We start from the raw sequence: 17,948 nt of genomic DNA on the forward strand, positions 1-17,948 counted from the left end.
GACCGGTCGGTCCGGGTCACCCCCTGCCCGGGCGAAGCCGCCGTGCCGCATACTGATCCGCCGTACCGCCGTTGGACGAGCCCCCGTCCCGTGCGGCCCCGGCCGGCGGAGTGAGTGTGAACCGATTGACGACATGGCCCTTCCCCGAGGACGTCGAGGGTGGGGGGACACCGGTCCGCGGCAGGGAGGAGGAACTGGCGTTCATCGAGGCGCGGCTCGACGCCCTCGCCCGGGGGGCAGGCGGGATCGTCCTCGTCGAAGGCCCTGCGGGCATCGGCAGGTCGCGGATGCTCGCGGAGGCGTCGGCGTCCGCGAAACGGCGCGGGATGAGGGTGTTCCAGGGCGGAGCCGACGCCGACGAACAGTTCGTGCCGCTCGGCCCGTTGCTGGACGGGCTGTTCGCGGGGGAGGAACCGCTCGCGGGTGCCGACCGGCTACGGGACCTCACCGCGACGCCAGGCCAGCGGTTCTGGCTGCTCCAGGAACTGGGGGACCGCCTGCGGGAGGCCGCTCGGAGCGGGCCGCTGCTCATCGTCCTCGACGACCTCCAGTGGTGCGACGAACTGACGCTGCTCACCCTCCACACCCTCGCGGCCGCACTCGCGACGCAGCCGATCCTGTGGCTGGTGGCCGTGCGCCACGGGAGTGTGTCTCCCCGGGTCCGCACGACACTGGACCGGATTCGGCAGGCCGGGGCGCACGAACTGGCCTTGGGCGCACTCGGCGACCCGGCGGTCGTCCGGATCGCGGAGGACGTCCTGGGTGCGGTGCCCGGCCCGGACGTCATCCATGTCGCGCGCCGCGCCGAGGGGGTGCCGCTGTTGCTCGAGGAACTGCTCGACGCGGTACGGGACGAGGGGCTGGTGACGATCGAGAACGGCACAGCACGGCTCACGGCCGGATCCCTCCCCCTCACGCAACTGCCGTCCGTCGCGGGCCGGCTGGCCCGGCTTCCCACCGCGGCCCGCGAACTCGTCGAAACGACGGCCGTGGTGGGAGGCCCCGTCCCCGTGGAGCTGCTGGCCGAGCTGCTCGGCAGACCACCTGCGACGCTGATCACCGCGATCCAGGAATCCCTCGACTCCGGTCTGCTCGTCGAGAGGGGCGACCGTCTGGAGTTCCGCCACGAGCTGATCCGTGAGTCTGTGGAAGCCGGACTCCCTCCCGCCCTGCGCCGAACCCTGCGGAGCCATGCCGCCGAGGTGCCGCCGGCGCCTGCGGCGTCCCCGGCCGGGCCCGACGCGCCGCCGGCCGTGGGCGTGCGGCTCGGCGACCGGACGGCCGTCGAACGGCTGCGTGCCGGTGCGGCCGATCTCGCGGCCACAGCGCCCGGAGCGGCGGCGGAGCTCAGCCTCAGAGCCCTGGAACTCACCATGGAGGACCCGTCGCGACGGCCGAGGGTCATCGCCGAGACGCTCCCGCTGCTCTGGCAGATGGGGCAGCCGGCCCGGGCACACGACCTGGGGGCGTCGGCCCTGGCCGCCGGTGATCTCAGGCCCGACGACGAGGCGCGGATACGCCTCGCCATGGCGCGCCTCGCCAGTCACTTCGATTTCGCCGAGGCCGTCCGCCAGGCCCGTGCAGGGGCGGCACTGCCCGGGATCCCGGCCGCACTGCGGGCCCGACTGCTCGCCCTGTTGTGCCTGGGCCTGTCGCTGGCGGGTGACCCCGAGGGCGCGGAGCAGACCGCTGCCGAGGCGCGGGAGGCCACCGATGAGGCCCGGGACGGCATCGCCCAGGCCACCATGATGGTGGTCGACTCGGCCCTGTGCTTCTACCGGATGGACTGGAACGAGGCGCTCCGCCGGGCGAGCCGGGCGGCAGCCCTGGCGGCCGGCCTCGGCATCGCCCCTTCCGTCTGGATCCCGGAGGCGCTGTGGCAGTGCTTGCTGCTGACCGTGGCCGGCCGCACCGCGGAGGCGCTCGCGCTCGCCGAGGCCGGGGTCCACGACACCCGCCACCAGGGCCAGGCGGCGGCCGCACGCCTGTGGCTCATGCACCGCGCCCGGGCGCTCCTGGACGCCGGGCGGCTGGCGGACGCCCGGGCCGAGGCGGAAGCCGCCGCCGACATGAGGGGTGCGTTCGACAGCGGAGACCTCGCTGAACTCATGCTCCTCTACACGCTGACGCGAGTGGCGATCCACACCGACGACCGCGAAGCCGCCCAGCGGTGCGCGGCGCAGGCGCGGCGCGTGCGGGGTACGGGCGCACCGCTCGCCCGTAGCGTCGCTGCCTGGATGCTGGTACTGCTGGCGGACTTCGACGGCCGGCCCGACCGCGCCCTGGCGGAACTCGACGAGGTGCTGGCGGCGCTCGCCGAGGAACGGTCGGCCCTGGTGAGCCCGGTCGACCCGATGGACACTCCCGTCCTCGTCCGCATGGCCCTGCGCGCCGGCGCATCCGAGCGGGCCGCCCCGGCCGTCGAGGTGGCCGAGCGGCGAGCCGCTCGCAACCCGGACTTCACGATCCTCGCTGCCAGTGCCGCGCACGCCCGCGGGCTGCTCGACAACGATCTGGCGCACCTCCTGCACGCCGTCCGACTGTACGAGGGGTGCTCACGCCCGGTCGCCCGGGCGTCGGCGCTGGAGGACGTCGGACGCAAGCTCGCGACCACCCGCAGGCCCGAGGCGGTGCCGTACCTGGACAAGGCGCTCGCCCTCTACACCCAGTCAGGTGCCGAGCGGCACGTCGCGCGGGTCCGTCGACGCCTGCGGGCCGCCGGCGTGCGCCGACGCCCCTCATCGGCCGGGTCGGCCAAGGAATGGCCCGAGCTGACAGCGTCGGAGCTCCGGGTGGCACGGCTCGTGGCCCAGGGACTGACGAACCCGCAGGTGGCCGAGGAGCTCTCCCTGTCGCCCCACACGGTGGGTTCGCACCTGCGCCGCGCCTACACCAAGCTCGACATCGGCTCCCGCGCGGAGCTGGCCCGGCTGGTGGAGAGACGCGACAACGGAAAGTGATCGTTTCGTATCCCCTGCCGACGCCGTCCCTATGGACCTTTCATGCGATGTGCCGGCGTCGTCGCCTCCTCAAAATGATCAACAGCTGCGGAAAGGAAGCGTTCCGCAGGGAACAGTTGGTCGAGAGAGGAACAGCGCATGACCGCAAGGCTCCAGCGGGCCCGCCCTGGCAGCCCTGGACTTCAGGCGCTTGTCGACGAACTCGCGGAGCAGCTCGGCCGGTCCGTCGCGATCGATGATCCGCTGGTCCGCGTGGTCTGCACGAGTCGCCACTTCGGCGACGAGGACCCGGTACGCATCGGCACGCTGCTCCAGGGCCGTGCCGACAACGCCACCATCCGCTACGTACTCGCCCAAGGAGTGACCCAGTGGCCCAGACCCGGATTCATCGAGGGCCGTGACGACCTCGGGCTCCTGCCCCGTTACGTCGTGCCGCTGCGCGAGCGCGGGCACCTCCTGGGGCTGCTCATGGTGGTGGCGCCCGAGATGACGCTCGGGGACAAGGAGACCGAAGCCATCGGGCGGGCAGCTGGCCTGATGGCGGCCCAGATGTACGTCGAGCAACTCGGCGCCGACAGCCGGAGGGGCGACGAGCAGACCCTGGTCCTGGAACTCGTCGACACCGACGTCGTCACCCGCACCGCCGCGCGTCGGCGGGCCGTGGAACTCGGGCTGCTCGGGGAGGCCGACCACGTCCTGGTCACCTTGGTCAAGTTGGGCCGTGGAACGGAGCCCGTACGCCAAACCGAGGCGGCTCTGTGGGGGGCTCTGGAGGGCTTCCGGCAGACACGTTCGGCGCACGGCGTTCTCGCGGCCGACCAGGACCGGGCGATCCTGCTCCAACTGCGTAAGCGGCCTCCCGACCCGGACGAGGTGGCCGCCCAGTCGGTCCGCATTCTCGAGGAACTCGCCACGTTCCTGGAACCGTCGGCGTCTCCGGTCATCGGTGTCGGCGGGCGGCACCTGGGCCTGCAGCACGCCTGTCGGTCGTACGAGCAGTCCCTCGTCGCGGCCCGCGCGGCACGCCGGATCCCCTCGCTGCGAAGCATCGGTGACTGGGACCTGCTCGGGGAGTTCGCCGTCCTCCTCCAGCTCCCCGAGCACGCACTGAACGCCTCCCTCGTGCCCGAGCCGCTGCGCACCCTGAACGAGGCCCACGGCGACGACCGGCTCCGGGACACCCTGCGCTGCTTCCTCGAGCACGCCGGATCGATCCCCAAGACCGCCGAGGCGTTGCGGCTCCACCGCACATCGCTGTACTACCGCCTGCGTCAGATCCAGGAGATCACCGGACTCGACCTCGACGACGGTGGTCACCGGCTCACGCTGCACCTGGGGCTCAGGATCGAGGAACTCCTCTCCACGGGCGGCGACACGGCCGCCTGATCCGGCTGATCCTGGCCGGCCCTCGCCCCTTCGACAAAGCGATGAGGATCTCCGACCCGATTCCTACAGCGCGCGGTGGTGGTGACGAAGGGCCGTCATCGAAGATATGAGAGACGGCGCGGGCCTGACGACAGGCCCGTGACCAGGGAAGGAAGAGGTCATGGAAGAACTGATCACCACCGATGGGACACGCATCGCCTACCGGGACACCGGTGGCGAGGGCATCCCCCTGGTCATGCTTCACGGCTGGGGCCAGACGCAGGCGATGTTCCGCCACCAGGTCGAGAACCTGTCTCCCGGGCGTCGTGTGGTCACCGTCGACTTCCGAGGCCACGGGTTGTCCGACAAGCCCAAGCACGGCTACCGCATCGCTCGGTTCTCCCGCGATGTGCTCGAACTCGTCGACCACCTCGGGCTGGTGCGGTTCGACGCGCTGGGGTGGTCGATGGGCGTCTCGGTGTGGTGGAGCTTCATCGACCAGTACGGCACCGGACGGATCCGGCGCCTCGTCGCCGTCGACCAGCCGGCGGCCGTCGCTGCCGTGCCCTGGACGACCGGGCAGGAGCAGCAGCAGTCCGGCGCCATCTTCGACGTGTCGCAGCTGCTCGAACTGGGTGCCACGCTCGCGGCCCCCGGGGGTGACAAGGTGCGCGCCGACTTCGTGCGCGGCATGTTCTCGGGTGACCCGGACCCGGAGATCCTCGCCTTCGTCGCGCAGGAGATCACCTCGACACCTGCCTACGCCGGCGTACCTCTGCTGTTCGACCACTGCGCTCAGGACTGGCGCGACGTACTTCCCCGGATCGACGTGCCGACCCTGGTGCTCGGCTGCGAGGGGAGTCATGTGAACCCCGACTCGCAGCGCTTCATCGCCCAGCAGATTCCCGACGCCCGACTCCATGTCTTCACCTCCGACGTGGCGAGTTCGCATTTCCCGTTCCTCGAGAACCCCGCGGCGTTCAACGCGGTGGTGGAGAAGTTCCTCACCGAGGAACCGGACACGAGGGCCTAGACCGGCCTCCGTGTCCACGCCGGCAGCCGTGCGAACGGCTGCCCCTCCCGCGAAGAACCGAAGGCTTGGGATTCTCATGGCTCAGTCAGTGATGTCACGCGCGCCTGAAAGGGAGGTCCGGCAACCGGCCGGTATCCGGCCGGCGTCCGCTTCCGAATGGCTCGTCGAGATCCGTTCCGGAATACCGAGCGAGGGGAACGGGACCTTCCTCTACCTCGGCATGCACGTCCGCGGATCGGCGACCAGCGTCCGCGAAGGGGCCAGAACGGTTCTGGAGCCCCACGACCTGGTCTTCTGCGACCCGGCCCGGCGCCACCTCCTGCAGTTCGGCGACGACTGCCAGATGGTCTTCTTCCGGTTGCCCCGCGGCTACCTGGGAGTCACGGAATCGGAACTGGACCAGGTGGTGGGTGTTCCCGTGCGTGGTGGCGACGGGCTGGGGGCTCTGGTGTCGGACTTCCTGTCCGCGCTCGCCAACAAAGCCGATCTCCGCCGGCCCAGACCCGGGGACCGACTCGCCCGTACAGCCGTCCACCTCCTGTCCGTGCTGCTCATGGAGCTCCTCGAAACCGGCATGGAGAGCGAGGAGGCCGAGGCATCGACGGTCGGCAGCGAGATGCTGTCCCGGATCCGGTGCTTCATCGAAGAGCACCTCATGGACCCGGACCTCTCACCGGAATCGATCGCACGCGCCCACCACATCTCCGTCCGGTACCTGCACAAGCTCTTCCAGAACGAGGGCGTCACGGTGAGCCAGTGGGTGCGGCGACGCCGACTGGAGTCCTGCAGGGTCGAGCTGGGCCGGTCCAACCGACGGTTCACCGTGGCAGCGGTGGCGCACCGCTGGGGCTTCAGCAGCCCTTCGCACTTCAGCCGCACCTTCAGGGGCGCGTACGGCATGACCCCGAGCGAATGGCAGTCCTTGGCGACTTCGGCCGTCACTGACGCCCCGCACGCGGCCTGACACCGAGAAGAGGACCGCCATGACCCCCACCGTCGTACTCGTACACGGCGCCTTCGGCGACGCAGCGGCCTGGATAGGCGTCATCTCGGAACTGCGCAGCCGCGGCATCCCGGTGATCGCACCGCCGAACCCCCTGCGCGGCCTCGCCTCCGACGCCGCCTACCTCACGTCCGTCGTCTCCCAGATCTCCGGCCCCGTCCTGCTCGTCGGCCACTCCTACGGCGGGGCACTGATCACCGTGGCCGGCGCCGCGGAGAACGTCGTCGGGCTCGTCTACATCGCCGCGTACGTGCTCCACGAAGGCGAGAGCCTCGGCGATCTGGAGAGACGCTTCCCCGACTCGTCGCTGGCGGGCAACTTGAAGACGTGGACGTACCCGCTCGGGGACCTCGACTGCGCAGTCGAGGTCACCATCGACGAAGCGGCCTTCCCCGCCGTCTTCGCCGCGGACGTGGCGAAGGATGTCGCCGGGGTCCTGGCGGCGGCCCAACGCCCGCTCGCCGCCGCAGCCTTCACCGAGGCGGCCTCCGCCGCCGCCTGGCAGGTCAAGCCGTCCTGGGCCTTGGTGGCCGGAGCCGACCGCGCGATCAACCCGGAGGTCCAGCGCTACGGCGCCGAGCGGGCCGGGTCCGTCGTCGTCGAGCTCCCGGACGCCTCCCACGCCGTCGCCCTGTCGGAGCCCAGGCAGGTCGCCGATCTGATCAGGGACGCGGTGCGGGCGACGAGCTGACCGGAACGCACGGCGTGGCGCGGACGAACCTCGGTTCGTCCGCGCCACGTTCCTTTCCGGATCGCGTGCACCGGAGGTCAAGAATGCGTGCGTGGGATGGCTCGACGATATTCGGGACACCGGTAATTTCCATGGAGTCGAAAGGAACCAAAATGCAGCTCCCCCTCGAAAAGACGATTAGCGCGAGACTGATGACAGCGGAGTACGAATGGCATGAACTGACCTTGCGCGTGAGGCATTCACCGGACGATGCGCTGGCAGTTCGAATGGACCTTTTCGCAGCCGAGGACGATCCGCCGGCGGCGACCTGGGTCTTTGGCCGGGATCTGCTCGCCACCGGACTCATCCTGCCGACGGGCGAGGGAGATGTACGCGTTCGGCCCCATGGCGAGGACGAGACGGACGTCGAACTCATCTCGGGGCAGTCCTGGTGCGTCGTCAGGATGGCGTCGGCCCATGTGCGCGACGTGGTGGCCAGGACGCAGTCCGCCGAGGAGCTCTGGAACGACAAGGCGCGATCCGAGCTCGACCGGGTGCTGGCGGAGATCCTTTCAAGCGGCATCAAGAATGCGGATTCGTAGGCTTCAAGGACCGCCCGGGCACGCGCCGAAACGCTGACCAGCCGCGTTCGCGCAGCCGTTGCCCCGCCGGGCCCCGGGCTGTTCCCGCACCGCACTCGCCCCGCCGGACGAAAGAACGACCGGCCGAAGCGCCTGATCCGGAACTGCCCGGACGGGCCAGACCCGGTGCGTGCAGTGGAAAGCCGCCGCCCCCCGATTCCCTAGATTCGTCCGTACCGAGTCCCCATCATGCCGGCGTCCGTTGTCGGCAGGGCCACACCCTGCACGGAGTGCACCCATGCCTTTCCTCCCCGTCGGCGAGGAGAACTCAAGCGTCATCAACCTGTACTACGAGGACCACGGCACCGGCCGACCCGTCGTGCTCATCCACGGGTGGCCGCTCAACGGTGCGTCCTGGGAGAAGCAGGAGGCCGCGCTGCTGGCCGCCGGCCACCGCGTGATCACCTATGACCGCCGCGGCTTCGGCGCCTCCGACAAGCCGTCCTTCGGCTACGACCACGACACCTTCGCGGCCGACCTCGACGCCCTGCTCACCCGGCTCGACCTGCGCGATGTGGTGCTCGTCGGCTTCTCCATGGGCAGCGGCGAGGTCACCCGCTACCTCGGCACCTACGGCTCCGAGCGCGTCTCCAGGGCCGTGATGCTCGGCGTGCTGCCACCGTTCCTGCCGAAGACCGATGACAACCCGGCCGGTGTCGGCGGCACCGTCTTCGAGAAGATCCGGGGCGCCATCCGCGCCGACCGCCCAGCCTTCATCGCCGGTTTCCTCGCCGACTTCTACAACGTGGACGTGCTCGGCGGCGACCGGGTGAGCGACCAGGTCGTCCAGTACAGCTGGAACGTCGGCGTTTCGGCCTCCGCCAAGGTGACCGCGGACTGCGTCCCGACCTGGCTCACCGACTTCCGTGCGGACCTGTCGAAGATCGACGTCCCCGTCCTGATCATCCACGGCGACGCCGATCGCACCCTGCCGCTGCGCTCGACCGCCGTCCCACTCTCGGAGGCCATCGCGGGCGCCCGCCTGGTGGTACTCGAGGGTGCCCCGCACGGTCTCATCTGGACGCACGCCACCGAGGTCAACAAAGAACTGCTGAGCTTCATCGGCGGCTGACCGGCCGCTCCCCCACTCCCCTCCTCTGCTCCCCGAAAGCGAGATCGTATGTCGAGCATGCCCGTCGCCGGGATCCGTCCCGGCCCGCCGGCCCCCGGCCACTCCCCTGAGTACACCGCAGATCTGGTCGTACGCAACGCCAAGGTGTACACCGGCGACCCCCTGCGCCCTCGGGCAAGCGCGGTCGCGATCCGCGCCGGACTGATCACCGCCGTCGGCGACGACGCCGATGTCCTGCCACAGGTCGGTCCGCACACCCGCGTGGTCGACGCGCTCGGCCGGCGCGCCGTCCCCGGCCTCAACGACTCGCACCTGCACGTCATCCGGGGCGGCCTCAACTACGTGCTGGAGCTGCGCTGGGACGGCGTGCCGACGCTGCGCCAGGCGCTGGCCATGCTGCGTGCCCAGGCCGAGCGCACCCCGCCGGGCCAGTGGGTCCGGGTGGTGGGCGGCTGGTCCGCCGACCAGTTCGCCGAGCGTCGACTGCCCACCCTCGCCGAACTCAACGCCGCCGCCCCCGACACCCCGGTGTTCGTGCTGCACCTGTACCAGTCGGCGCTGCTCAACCGGGCGGCACTGCGGGCCGCAGGCTTCACCCGGGACACCCCGGACCCGGTCGGCGGGCAGATCGTGCGCGCTCACGACGGCGAGCCGACCGGCATGCTGCTGGCCGCACCGGGCGCCCTGCTGCTGTACTCCACGCTGGCCAAGGCTCCGACCCTGGACACGGCCGACAAGGCCGCCTCCACCCGGCACTTCCTGCGCGAGCTCAACCGCTTCGGGCTCACCTCCGCCATCGACGCGGCGGGCGGCTTCCAGAGCTTCCCGGAGAACTACGGCACCGTCACGGAGCTGGCGAAGAACGGCCAGCTGACGCTCCGGATCGCCTACCACCTCTTCCCGCAGACCGCCGGGCAGGAGCTGGACGACCTACGGCGCTGGGTGGAGACCGTCCGACCCGGCGACGGGGACGAATGGCTGCGACTCAACGGAGCCGGGGAGAACCTCACCTGGGCGGCCGCCGACTTCGAGAACTTCTCCGAGCCGCGCCCCGAACTCGGCCCCTACGAGGTCGGGTTCGAGCAGGCGGTGCGCCTGCTGATGGAGCACGACTGGGGCTTCCGGCTGCACGCGAGCTACGACGAGACGATCCGCCGCGATCTGGCGGTCTTCGAGCGGCTGGCCGCCGAGGGCCTGTTCCCCGGTGGGAACCGCTGGCTCTTCGACCACGCCGAGACGGTCTCCACCGCGAGCCTGGACCGGATCGCGGCGCTCGGCGGCGCCGTCTCGGTGCAGAACCGGATGTCCTTCCAGGGCGAGGCGTTCGTCCGGCGCTACGGCGCGGTCGCAGCCGCCGACGCCCCTCCGGTGCGGGCGATGCTGGAGCGCGGCCTGACGGTGGCCGCCGGCACCGACGCCACTCGGGTCTCCTCCTACAACCCGTGGGTGGCCCTGCACTGGCTGGTCTCCGGACGAGCCGTCAGTGGACGCGCGCTCCGCCCGGCCGCCAACCGGCTGAGCCGTGAGAAGGCGCTGGAGCTGTACACCCTCGGCGGCGCTCGGCTGACCGGCGAGGAAGAGGTCAAGGGCCGCCTTCGGGTGGGCTGTTACGCCGACCTCACGGTGCTCAGCGCGGACTACCTCACCGTCCCCGAGTCGGACATCCCGCACATCGAGTCAGTGCTCACCGTGGTCGGCGGCCGTATCGTGTACGGCACCCAGGAGCACGAGGGCCTCGCCCCCGAGCTGCCGGCCGTGGTCCCGCTGTGGAGCCCGGTGGCACGCTTCGGCGGCTACCAGGCCACCCCGGCGCCGAGCCTGTCCGGTGTCCGGCAGGCCGAGCGGCTGGCCGAGGCGGCGGCCGACTCCGACGAGCAGCGCGCCTGGCGCGCGGCCCGCGGCCAATGGATACCCGGACAGGGCGGCGGCCCCGCACTCGACGACCCCTGTTTCCTCTGAGCCGCCCACTTCCGGCCTGACCGATTCAACCACCGTGCGCCGCCGAGCCCTTGTCGCTTGGCGGCGCCCGGCGTTGCCCGGCGAGAGCCGTGAAAGGACCGCCCTCGTGACTTCCTCCGCCTCCCCCTCTGCCGTGCCCGCCGCGCGGATCCACGACCGCCACCCGCTCGCACTGGCCTGGCGCACCAACACGACCGCATCCCGCTTGAACTCCGCCGTATACCGCTTACTCATGTTGCTCTTGCTTCCCGCCTGAAACTGCTTCCTCCGGGCTCACATGTCCCAGTCTCCAGGTGTCCAACCGCAGGGTGGAACTTCAATCCGATTAGACCCTGCTACACCTAGCCAAACTTGCGATTCGGCGCAGCCCACCAGCGCCGGGTTCCAACCGATCCCGGGAGGCTGCGGGACGTCGCGGGCGACCATCTCCCAGCGCCCCCGAATCGAATGGGCCCGCAACCTTGCACGCACACCGCTGGCGAGCATTACCGCAGGTCAGCGTACCCTTCCTCGCGCCTTCAGCGGGATGTCGGGGAGCCCTGGCGCACGCAACCGGGCACCGTCGTAGCCGTGCACCTCACCGAACCGCGGGCTCTTCTCCCAGTCATTCCGTGCCTGCACGATCTCATCACCGGATCGGCCGATGAAGTTCCACCACATGACGAGCTTCTCCTCGAACGGCTCGCCGCCGAGGAGCAGGACGGCGGCGTCGGTGCGGGCGAGGAGGGGGAGTTCGCGGCGGTCGGTGCCGAGGTAGAGCATGGAGCCGGGTTCGACGCGGACGCCGTCGACGTCGACGCTGCCGGACATGGAGAGCACGGCGTACTCGAAGCCGGGTTCGAGGGGGAGCTTGAGGTCGGCGCCCTCGGTGAGGGCGAGGTCGGCGCCGACGAGGGGGGTGTAGGCGGTACCGGGGGAGGCGGCCGTGTCGAGGGTGCCGAGGATGACGGTGCCGCGCAGGCCGGGGGCGGTGACGACGGGCAGCTCGGTGTGGTGCTCGAAGGCGGGGGCGGTGTGGCGGTGGGCGTCCGGGAGGGCGACCCAGAGCTGCGCGCCCTCCAGGAAGCGGGCGTGCTCGCGCGGGGACTCCTCGGAGTGGGAGATCGCCCGGCCGGAGGTCATCAGGCCCAGCTCGTAGGGGCGGACGGTCTGCAGGCTGCCGAGGCTGTCGCGGTGCAGGACCTCGCCCTGGTGGAGCCAGCTCACGGTCTGCAGTCCCATGTGCGGGTGCGGCGGCACCTGCATGCCGGGCTCGTCGGCGATGTCGTCCGGGCCGTAGTGGTCGACGAAGCACCAGGCGCCGACCATCCGGCGGCCGAGGTTGGGCAGCAGCCGGCGCACGACGGTGCTCTCGCCGAGCGGGACCTGGCGCCCGGTCAGCAGTTCGCGGACGGGGCCGGTGCCGGCCTCGCCGCCGCAGCGGGTGGGGGCGGGCTTGAGATCGAGGTTGCTCATGTCGCGGATCCACCACCGTACGGATCGGGGCCGGCCGGAGCCGGAGGGTCGTCGGCAACGATCATCCATCAACCGGGGGCGTTCCTCCACCCACGACGACCGGGTGCAGCGGCGGCGCAGGTCCGGACCGGCGTGCCCCGGGGCCCTCGGGTGGCCCCGGGGTCCGGCGTCGGACCCCGGCCCCGGCCGCCGCCGCGGGTCAGTGCGCGCAGGCCCACCAGGCGTCCGCCGTCGCCGCGTCCGCGAGCGCGCGCAGCTTGGCGACGGCCTCGGCCGGGTCCTCCGCCCCGTACACCGCCGAACCGGCCACGAAGACGTCCGCCCCGGCCTCGGCGCAGCGCTCGATGGTGCTCGCCGAGACGCCGCCGTCGACCTGCAGCCACAGCTCCAGGCCGTGCTTGTCGATCAGCTCCCGGGTGCGGCGGATCTTCGGCAGCATGATGTCGAGGAACGCCTGCCCGCCGAAGCCCGGCTCGACGGTCATGATCAGCAGCATGTCCAGCTCGGGAAGGAGGTCCTCGTAGGGCTCGATCGGCGTGCCCGGCTTGAGCGCCATGGAGGCGCGGGCGCCCTTGGCCCGGATCTCGCGGGCGAGCCTGACGGGCGCGGCCGCGGCCTCCACGTGGAAGGTGACGGAGCCGGCGCCGGCCTCGACGTACTGGGGGGCCCAGCGGTCCGGGTCCTCGATCATCAGGTGGCAGTCGAGCGGGGTGTCGGTGGCGCGGGCCAGCGACTCGACGATCGGGACGCCCAGCGTCAGGTTGGGCACGAAGTGGTTGTCCATCACGTCGACGTGCAGCCAGTCCGAGCCCCTCACGGCCTCGGCCTCGTCGGCGAGCCGGGCGAAGTCCGCGGACAGGATGCTGGGGTTGATCTGCGCCATTACCGATGCCTTCGTACGAGGGTTCCGGTGCCGGGAGCGGGCACCTCGTCCCATCATCTCGCGGGGGACCGGCCGGGGCCGAACCGGACGGTTCCGGTCAGCGAGACCCCTCCGTGACCCTCATCACACCCCGGGCAGGGTTACCGCGACCGCCGCCGTGGTCATCAGCCCTGTGCAACACCCCGTTCTCCCGCTTCCGGTCCCGCTCCGGGTCCCGCTTTCGGGTCCTGGTCCGGGTCGGGGTCCGGCTCCGGGTCCGGGTCCGGCTCCGGGTCCGGGTCCGGGTCCGGGTCCGGGTCCGGCAAGAACACCGCCGGCACCGAACACCGCGCACCACCCGCTCGCCCGCGCACCATCCGCTCCCCAGTGCTCCCGGGGTCCCCCCTGGTCCCCGTGCCCGCCCGAGGAAGGTCTTCCGTTGGCCGAACTGGTCCATCCCGCCCGCGCCCTGTGGTGGCTCTTCGAGCCGGTGCACGCCGTCACCTACTTCTCACCCGAGGGCCGCGCCGCCTTCGAGACCGCCGGGCTGCGCGGCACCTGGCGCGGCTACTTCGCGGGCCGCGCGGCACCGCTGGGCCCGGTGGACGCGCCGCCGGTGATCGCCGCCTTCTTCAGCTTCGCCCCCGCCATGGTGGAGCGCGCCCTGCCGGACATCTGGAAGCTCGCGGACCCGGACGCCGCACTGGCCGCCCGGGTCGAGGGCTCCTCGGCGGCACTCGCGCGACTGCTGGAGCACGTCGAACCGGAGCAGATCGAGCTGGTCGCCGACCTGCTGGAGCGGGCCGTCTCCCGACTGGACTGTGCCGGCCGGGTGCTGGCGGCGGCCAACGCCGCCCTTCCCCGCCCCGGCGGCCTGTACGGGCGGCTCTGGCAGGCCGCCACCGTGATGCGCGAGCACCGGGGTGACGGACACGTCGCCGCACTGGTCTCGGCCGGGCTGGACGGCTGCGAGGCGCTGGTGGTGCGCTGCGCCCTGGACGTCCGCCGCGACGTGCTGCAGCCGATGCGCGGCTGGAGCGACGAGCAGTGGGACGCGGCCACCGCCCGCCTGGTGGAACGCGGCTGGCTGACAGGGCACGGCACCATCACGGAGTGCGGGCGGATCCGCCACCAGTCCCTGGAGGCCGCCACCGACCTGGCCGCCGCCCGGGTCTGGGAGAACCACCCGCGCGCCGAACTCGACCGGCTCGCCGCCGCGCTCAAGCCGATCTCGACGCTCTGTCGCAGCGCACTGCCGCCGATCAACCCGATCGGACTGCCCGCCGCAACGGCCTGACGACGGGCGGGGTCACCCACCGCCCGGGCCGCCGCCGCCCGGCCACCGCCCGCCCGGTCACCGCCCGGGCGGGCCGCCGCGTCATTCCCCGTCGGCGGACCCGTCGGACGGCCCGGCGGCGGGCCTCTCGGCGGACCCCTCGGACGGCCCGGCGGCGGACCCCTCGGCGGACCCGTCGACGGGCCCGGCAGCGCTCCCGGGCGGGCCGAGGACGATCCCCCGCCCCGCGTAGAAACGCTCGAACTGCCGCCACGGCACGTGGGCGTACGCCTGCGAATCGCCCGCGAAGCCGGACGGGTTGTGGATCACCAGCGTCGTCCCCGTGGTGCCCACCGCCAGCACCAGGTGACCGCCGCGCCGCTGCGGGTCGGGCCCGTCCGGGTCGCGGATCGCGGGGTGCACCGACACCATGACCAGCCGCCCGGCGGCCACCTCCGCCGCCACCTGCGCGGGCGTCAACTCCCTTGCCTGCGCGGCAAGTCCCCAACGCTCGCGGACGTACGCGGCGAACGGCGTGTGGATCAGGCCGCGCAGCCGTTCGCCGTCCCGCTCGTACGCGCCGGCCGCCAGGCACTCCCCCGCCAGCGGCACCGCCGCCGGAGCCACCCCCCACCAGTGGTCCAGCGCCATCCGCAGGCAGGCCACCCCGCAGAGCCGCCACGACCAGTACTCGTACTCCTCCGGCGTGGCCGCCCCCGACTCGCCCCAGCGCGGATCGTCCGCCGCACTCACCGCGCCGGCCACGATGTCCCGGACCAGGCCCGCCGACTCCCACTGCGCGTAGTACGGCACGTCGTGCACCACGGCCGGGCCACCGCTGTTCTGCTCCACCGTCCCCATCCCCCGACGCTCTCACGCCGGACGGGCGCACCCGCCCCGCGACACTCCCCTCCCCCGCCGCCACGGGCTGTCGGTGGTGCCCGCTAGGGTCGGTCTGATCATCCGGATCATGAAACACCACCCCTGGGGGCCGGGCATGGGCATCGAGCAGGACTGGGACGGGCGCCTGCAGCTTGAGCCCTGGCAGCTGCCGGAGGGCTTGTCGCACCTGCCCAGCCGGGAGTTCCTGGCGCAGGAGGGCCTCCCGGAGTCCGCGGCCTTTCTCGACTTCTCCGGCCTCGACGCCACCGGGCTGGAGCCCTTCGCCGACGGCGGGGGCACCGGGGAGCACCTCTTCGTCCTCGGCGGGACGGCCCACCTCGCCGATCTCGCCCGCGAGGACGACGCCGTGGTCCTCGACGGGGTGACGGGTGAGGTCTTCCTCGCCGCCCACCGCAGCGGGGCGCTCCGGCGCGACCTGCTCGCCACCGGCCTGTCCGCCCTGGTCGGGCTGATGCGCGAGGTCGATGTGGCGGCCCTGGCGGCGGAGGAGCGCGACGCGGTGGCCGGGGAGCGCGGGCCGGCGATCGTCGCGGAGGTGGCCCGGGTCGCGCGGGAGCGGCTGCGCGCGACCGATCCTGAGCTGTTCGCGCACTACGACGCCGCTCCCCCGCACTGGGAGACGGCCCTGCTGGTGCGCTCCCTCGCCTGGGGCGCACTCCCCGGCGAACCGGACGGGCTCGCGTACGAGCTCGGGCCGGAGCTGGTCGAGGACCTCGCCGCACTCACCGAGGACGGCGCCGTCCGCCGCTTTCGCCCGGAGGAGCTGCCGGACGGGCTCACCCACGGGCCGACCCGCCGGCTGCTCACCGTGGTCGGCCTGCCGACCGGCGGCCCCATGCTGGACGTCTCCGCCGACGGGCCGCTGGTCACCATGGTGGAGGCGTACCCGGACTACTTCGCCCCCGTCCCCGATGACGGACACGTCCCCGACGAGAGCCCCGTCCCCGACGACGATGCCTGGGAGCGCGACCATCAGCGCCACCACCTGGCCCTCGCCGCCTGGCCGTACGACCTCGCGATAGCCCTCGACGGCGCCACCGGCCGGCTGGAGCTGCCCGCCTGGGACGACCCCGGCCTGCCCGCGGCCTACCTCAACCGGGACGTCTCCGCCCTGCTCTACACCCTCTGGACGTGCGAACGAATACGCGCCGAGTGGCGGTTGTGGGAGTACGGCGTCGCCAAGGACCGCTGGGAGGTCTTCGACCCGCAGTCACTGCTGAGCGGCGTGGTCGAGGGCGTGCTCACCGCCCTCGACCCCGCCGCCTTCGCCGACCCCGACCACTCCTGGCAGCTCCTCGCCGACGACGACCACATGGGCGGCCTGCTCTACTGAGCCTCCCCCTGCGCCGAAGCGGGCTCCCCCTCCGCCGTCTTCCCCGGCACCGCCGAACCCTCCGCCGTCTTCCCCGCCGCTGTCGAGCCCTCCGCCTTCGAGCCCTCCGCCTTCGAGTCCTCCGCCTTCGACCGGTAGGAGAACCGGTCCGCCGCCCGGCGCCCGCGGCGCTCGACCGGCAGCGAGCCGGTGGCCCCCGCCAGCCCGAACGGCGGCATGTCGAAGTAGATGGCCTCGTACGACCCCTCCGGCGCGACGTACGTCTCGTGCCAGAGCCCCACGTGCTGCCGGGTCTTCCCGCCCCGCACCTTGCGGTTGACGATCCCCCACACCTTGTGGTGGAAGGCGTCCGGTGCGGTGGCGTACGCGTACAGCTTCTCCTTCGACTCCCAGTACTGGACCACGTAGTAGGTGCGCGGGTTGGCGGTCAGCAGGACGCGTCCGCGCAGCCCGCGGTCCGGGGCCTTTGCCAGTTCGGCGAGCATCCGGAACATCGCCATCATCACCGGCCCCCAGTGATGGACGGCCCAGAAGCGGTTGATGCGCATGCCTATCAGCAGCACCACCGCGTCTCCGGTGGCGGCCGCGGTGGTGTATCCCGGAGTCGGTTTGGCGAACACGTCTGCCTCCAGTTGGCCCCTCGCTCCATGTAAGCGGTGATTACATCAGCGGGCGACAACCCGGTCAAGGCTCCGCGCAAAACCCAAATCCCTTGCTGTCAGGGGCGGTTCGCCACTCCCTGGCCGAATGTGTCCAACACCTGCACCGCCAGCTCCTCGGCCTTCTCCGGCGGCAGGTACCCGTCGATGATCATCTGCGACAGCCCGTACACCAGGGCCTGCCCGGCCAGGCCCACCAGCGCCGGATCACCCGGCCGCAGCCGGCCCGCCTCCTGGTCCGCGACGATGTACCCGATGAGCGCCTCGTCGATCCCCGACAGCCGTTGCTGCAACTCCGGCTGCCGCGACGGTGTGAACACCCGCGCCCGGACCAGCTCGAACCGGTGCGGATGCCGGATCGCGTACCGGATGAAGCCCAGCCCGCTCGCCCGCATCGCCGCCCCCTCGCTGCCCTCGACCTCCGCCCGCTGCCACCGCTCGAAGTCCGCGAGCACCTGGTCCGCCAAGGCCGTCAACAACGCCTGCCGGTCAGCGAAATGGCGGAACGGTGCCCCCGCAGACACCCCCGCCCGCCGCGCCACCTCCCGCATGCTGACCGCACCCAGCCCCTCCTCGTCCAGCACCTCGAGCGCCGCCGCCACCAGTGCCTGGGGCAGCGACCCGTGGTGATAACTGCCCCGCCGGGCAGGCCTCTCCGTCATGCCTGCAGTGCTACCACAGCGGCCCGCGCCTTCAGGAACTCAGGAACCGTCCACCCACCGATGGGAGCCCACATGCCCTCCTCCACACCCGCATC

General features: G+C 71.9%; 14 protein-coding genes and 1 pseudogene. 10 read left to right on the plus strand and 5 right to left on the minus strand.

The window, feature by feature from the left end:
- Positions 1-116: 116 nt before the first annotated feature.
- The 8 genes from ACZ3YO_RS04220 to ACZ3YO_RS04255 all read left to right on the plus strand — a co-directional run bounded on the left by ACZ3YO_RS04220 (position 117) and on the right by ACZ3YO_RS04255 (position 10,703).
- On the plus strand, positions 117-2,960 hold the full coding sequence (locus ACZ3YO_RS04220; RefSeq protein WP_465564603.1) for an ATP-binding protein: 2,844 nt from the start codon (positions 117-119) through the stop codon (positions 2,958-2,960).
- Between the two features lie 138 nt (positions 2,961-3,098).
- Positions 3,099-4,346: a PucR family transcriptional regulator gene (locus ACZ3YO_RS04225; protein ID WP_465564605.1), complete on the plus strand. Its 1,248-nt coding sequence runs from the start codon at positions 3,099-3,101 to the stop codon at positions 4,344-4,346.
- A gap of 160 nt (positions 4,347-4,506) precedes the next feature.
- A complete protein-coding gene (locus ACZ3YO_RS04230) occupies positions 4,507-5,358 on the plus strand; it encodes an alpha/beta fold hydrolase (RefSeq protein ID WP_465564608.1) in 852 nt (283 codons plus the stop codon).
- Between the two features lie 10 nt (positions 5,359-5,368).
- Positions 5,369-6,322, plus strand: coding sequence for a helix-turn-helix transcriptional regulator (locus ACZ3YO_RS04235; RefSeq protein WP_465564611.1), 954 nt, complete (start codon positions 5,369-5,371; stop codon positions 6,320-6,322).
- Between the two features lie 19 nt (positions 6,323-6,341).
- Entirely contained in the window at positions 6,342-7,052 is a 711-nt protein-coding gene (locus tag ACZ3YO_RS04240; protein ID WP_465564614.1) for an alpha/beta fold hydrolase, read from the plus strand.
- A gap of 152 nt (positions 7,053-7,204) precedes the next feature.
- Positions 7,205-7,633 carry an SsgA family sporulation/cell division regulator gene (locus ACZ3YO_RS04245; protein WP_465564617.1) on the plus strand — a complete coding sequence of 143 codons (429 nt, stop codon included), beginning with the start codon at positions 7,205-7,207 and terminating at the stop codon, positions 7,631-7,633.
- Between the two features lie 277 nt (positions 7,634-7,910).
- Entirely contained in the window at positions 7,911-8,744 is an 834-nt protein-coding gene (locus ACZ3YO_RS04250; protein ID WP_465564620.1) for an alpha/beta fold hydrolase, read from the plus strand.
- 48 nt (positions 8,745-8,792) lie between these two features.
- Positions 8,793-10,703: an amidohydrolase gene (locus ACZ3YO_RS04255; protein ID WP_465564623.1), complete on the plus strand. Its 1,911-nt coding sequence runs from the start codon at positions 8,793-8,795 to the stop codon at positions 10,701-10,703.
- 495 nt (positions 10,704-11,198) lie between these two features.
- On the opposite strand, the gene ACZ3YO_RS04260 is transcribed toward ACZ3YO_RS04255, so the two are convergent.
- Both ACZ3YO_RS04260 and rpe read right to left on the minus strand, forming a co-directional pair.
- Positions 11,199-12,158 carry a pirin family protein gene (locus ACZ3YO_RS04260; protein WP_465564625.1) on the minus strand — a complete coding sequence of 320 codons (960 nt, stop codon included), beginning with the start codon at positions 12,156-12,158 and terminating at the stop codon, positions 11,199-11,201.
- Positions 12,159-12,357: 199 nt separating this feature from the next.
- Positions 12,358-13,041, minus strand: coding sequence for a ribulose-phosphate 3-epimerase (gene rpe / locus ACZ3YO_RS04265; protein ID WP_465564628.1), 684 nt, complete (start codon positions 13,039-13,041; stop codon positions 12,358-12,360).
- A gap of 418 nt (positions 13,042-13,459) precedes the next feature.
- On the opposite strand from rpe, the gene ACZ3YO_RS04270 reads away from it, so the two are divergent.
- On the plus strand, positions 13,460-14,317 hold the full coding sequence (locus ACZ3YO_RS04270) for an SCO6745 family protein (protein ID WP_465564631.1): 858 nt from the start codon (positions 13,460-13,462) through the stop codon (positions 14,315-14,317).
- 81 nt (positions 14,318-14,398) lie between these two features.
- Here the strand turns inward: ACZ3YO_RS04270 and ACZ3YO_RS04275 are convergent, their stop codons facing one another.
- Entirely contained in the window at positions 14,399-15,148 is a 750-nt protein-coding gene (locus tag ACZ3YO_RS04275) for a C39 family peptidase (RefSeq protein ID WP_465564634.1), read from the minus strand.
- 118 nt (positions 15,149-15,266) lie between these two features.
- Between ACZ3YO_RS04275 and ACZ3YO_RS04280 the strand changes: the two genes are divergently transcribed.
- The gene (locus tag ACZ3YO_RS04280; protein ID WP_465564637.1) at positions 15,267-16,532 is read left to right on the plus strand and encodes an SUKH-4 family immunity protein; all 1,266 of its coding nucleotides are present in this window, start codon (positions 15,267-15,269) and stop codon (positions 16,530-16,532) included.
- Positions 16,533-16,660: 128 nt separating this feature from the next.
- Here the strand turns inward: ACZ3YO_RS04280 and ACZ3YO_RS04285 are convergent.
- Both ACZ3YO_RS04285 and ACZ3YO_RS04290 read right to left on the minus strand, forming a co-directional pair.
- A pseudogene (locus tag ACZ3YO_RS04285) lies at positions 16,661-17,152 on the minus strand (DUF4188 domain-containing protein); the annotation flags it as partial.
- A gap of 98 nt (positions 17,153-17,250) precedes the next feature.
- Entirely contained in the window at positions 17,251-17,853 is a 603-nt protein-coding gene (locus ACZ3YO_RS04290) for a TetR/AcrR family transcriptional regulator (protein ID WP_465564640.1), read from the minus strand.
- Positions 17,854-17,948 lie beyond the last annotated feature (95 nt).

This window comes from Kitasatospora sp. NPDC022785 (assembly GCF_055561295.1).

Coding starts and splice junctions, on each gene's coding strand:
- ACZ3YO_RS04225 (WP_465564605.1), top strand. CDS start 3,099: ATGACCGCAAGGCTCCAGCGGGCCCGCCCTGGCAGCCCTGGACTTCAG.
- ACZ3YO_RS04230 (WP_465564608.1), top strand. CDS start 4,507: ATGGAAGAACTGATCACCACCGATGGGACACGCATCGCCTACCGGGAC.
- ACZ3YO_RS04240 (WP_465564614.1), top strand. CDS start 6,342: ATGACCCCCACCGTCGTACTCGTACACGGCGCCTTCGGCGACGCAGCG.
- ACZ3YO_RS04245 (WP_465564617.1), top strand. CDS start 7,205: ATGCAGCTCCCCCTCGAAAAGACGATTAGCGCGAGACTGATGACAGCG.
- ACZ3YO_RS04250 (WP_465564620.1), top strand. CDS start 7,911: ATGCCTTTCCTCCCCGTCGGCGAGGAGAACTCAAGCGTCATCAACCTG.
- ACZ3YO_RS04255 (WP_465564623.1), top strand. CDS start 8,793: ATGTCGAGCATGCCCGTCGCCGGGATCCGTCCCGGCCCGCCGGCCCCC.
- ACZ3YO_RS04260 (WP_465564625.1), bottom strand. CDS start 12,158: ATGAGCAACCTCGATCTCAAGCCCGCCCCCACCCGCTGCGGCGGCGAG.
- rpe (WP_465564628.1), bottom strand. CDS start 13,041: ATGGCGCAGATCAACCCCAGCATCCTGTCCGCGGACTTCGCCCGGCTC.
- ACZ3YO_RS04280 (WP_465564637.1), top strand. CDS start 15,267: ATGAAACACCACCCCTGGGGGCCGGGCATGGGCATCGAGCAGGACTGG.
- ACZ3YO_RS04290 (WP_465564640.1), bottom strand. CDS start 17,853: ATGACGGAGAGGCCTGCCCGGCGGGGCAGTTATCACCACGGGTCGCTG.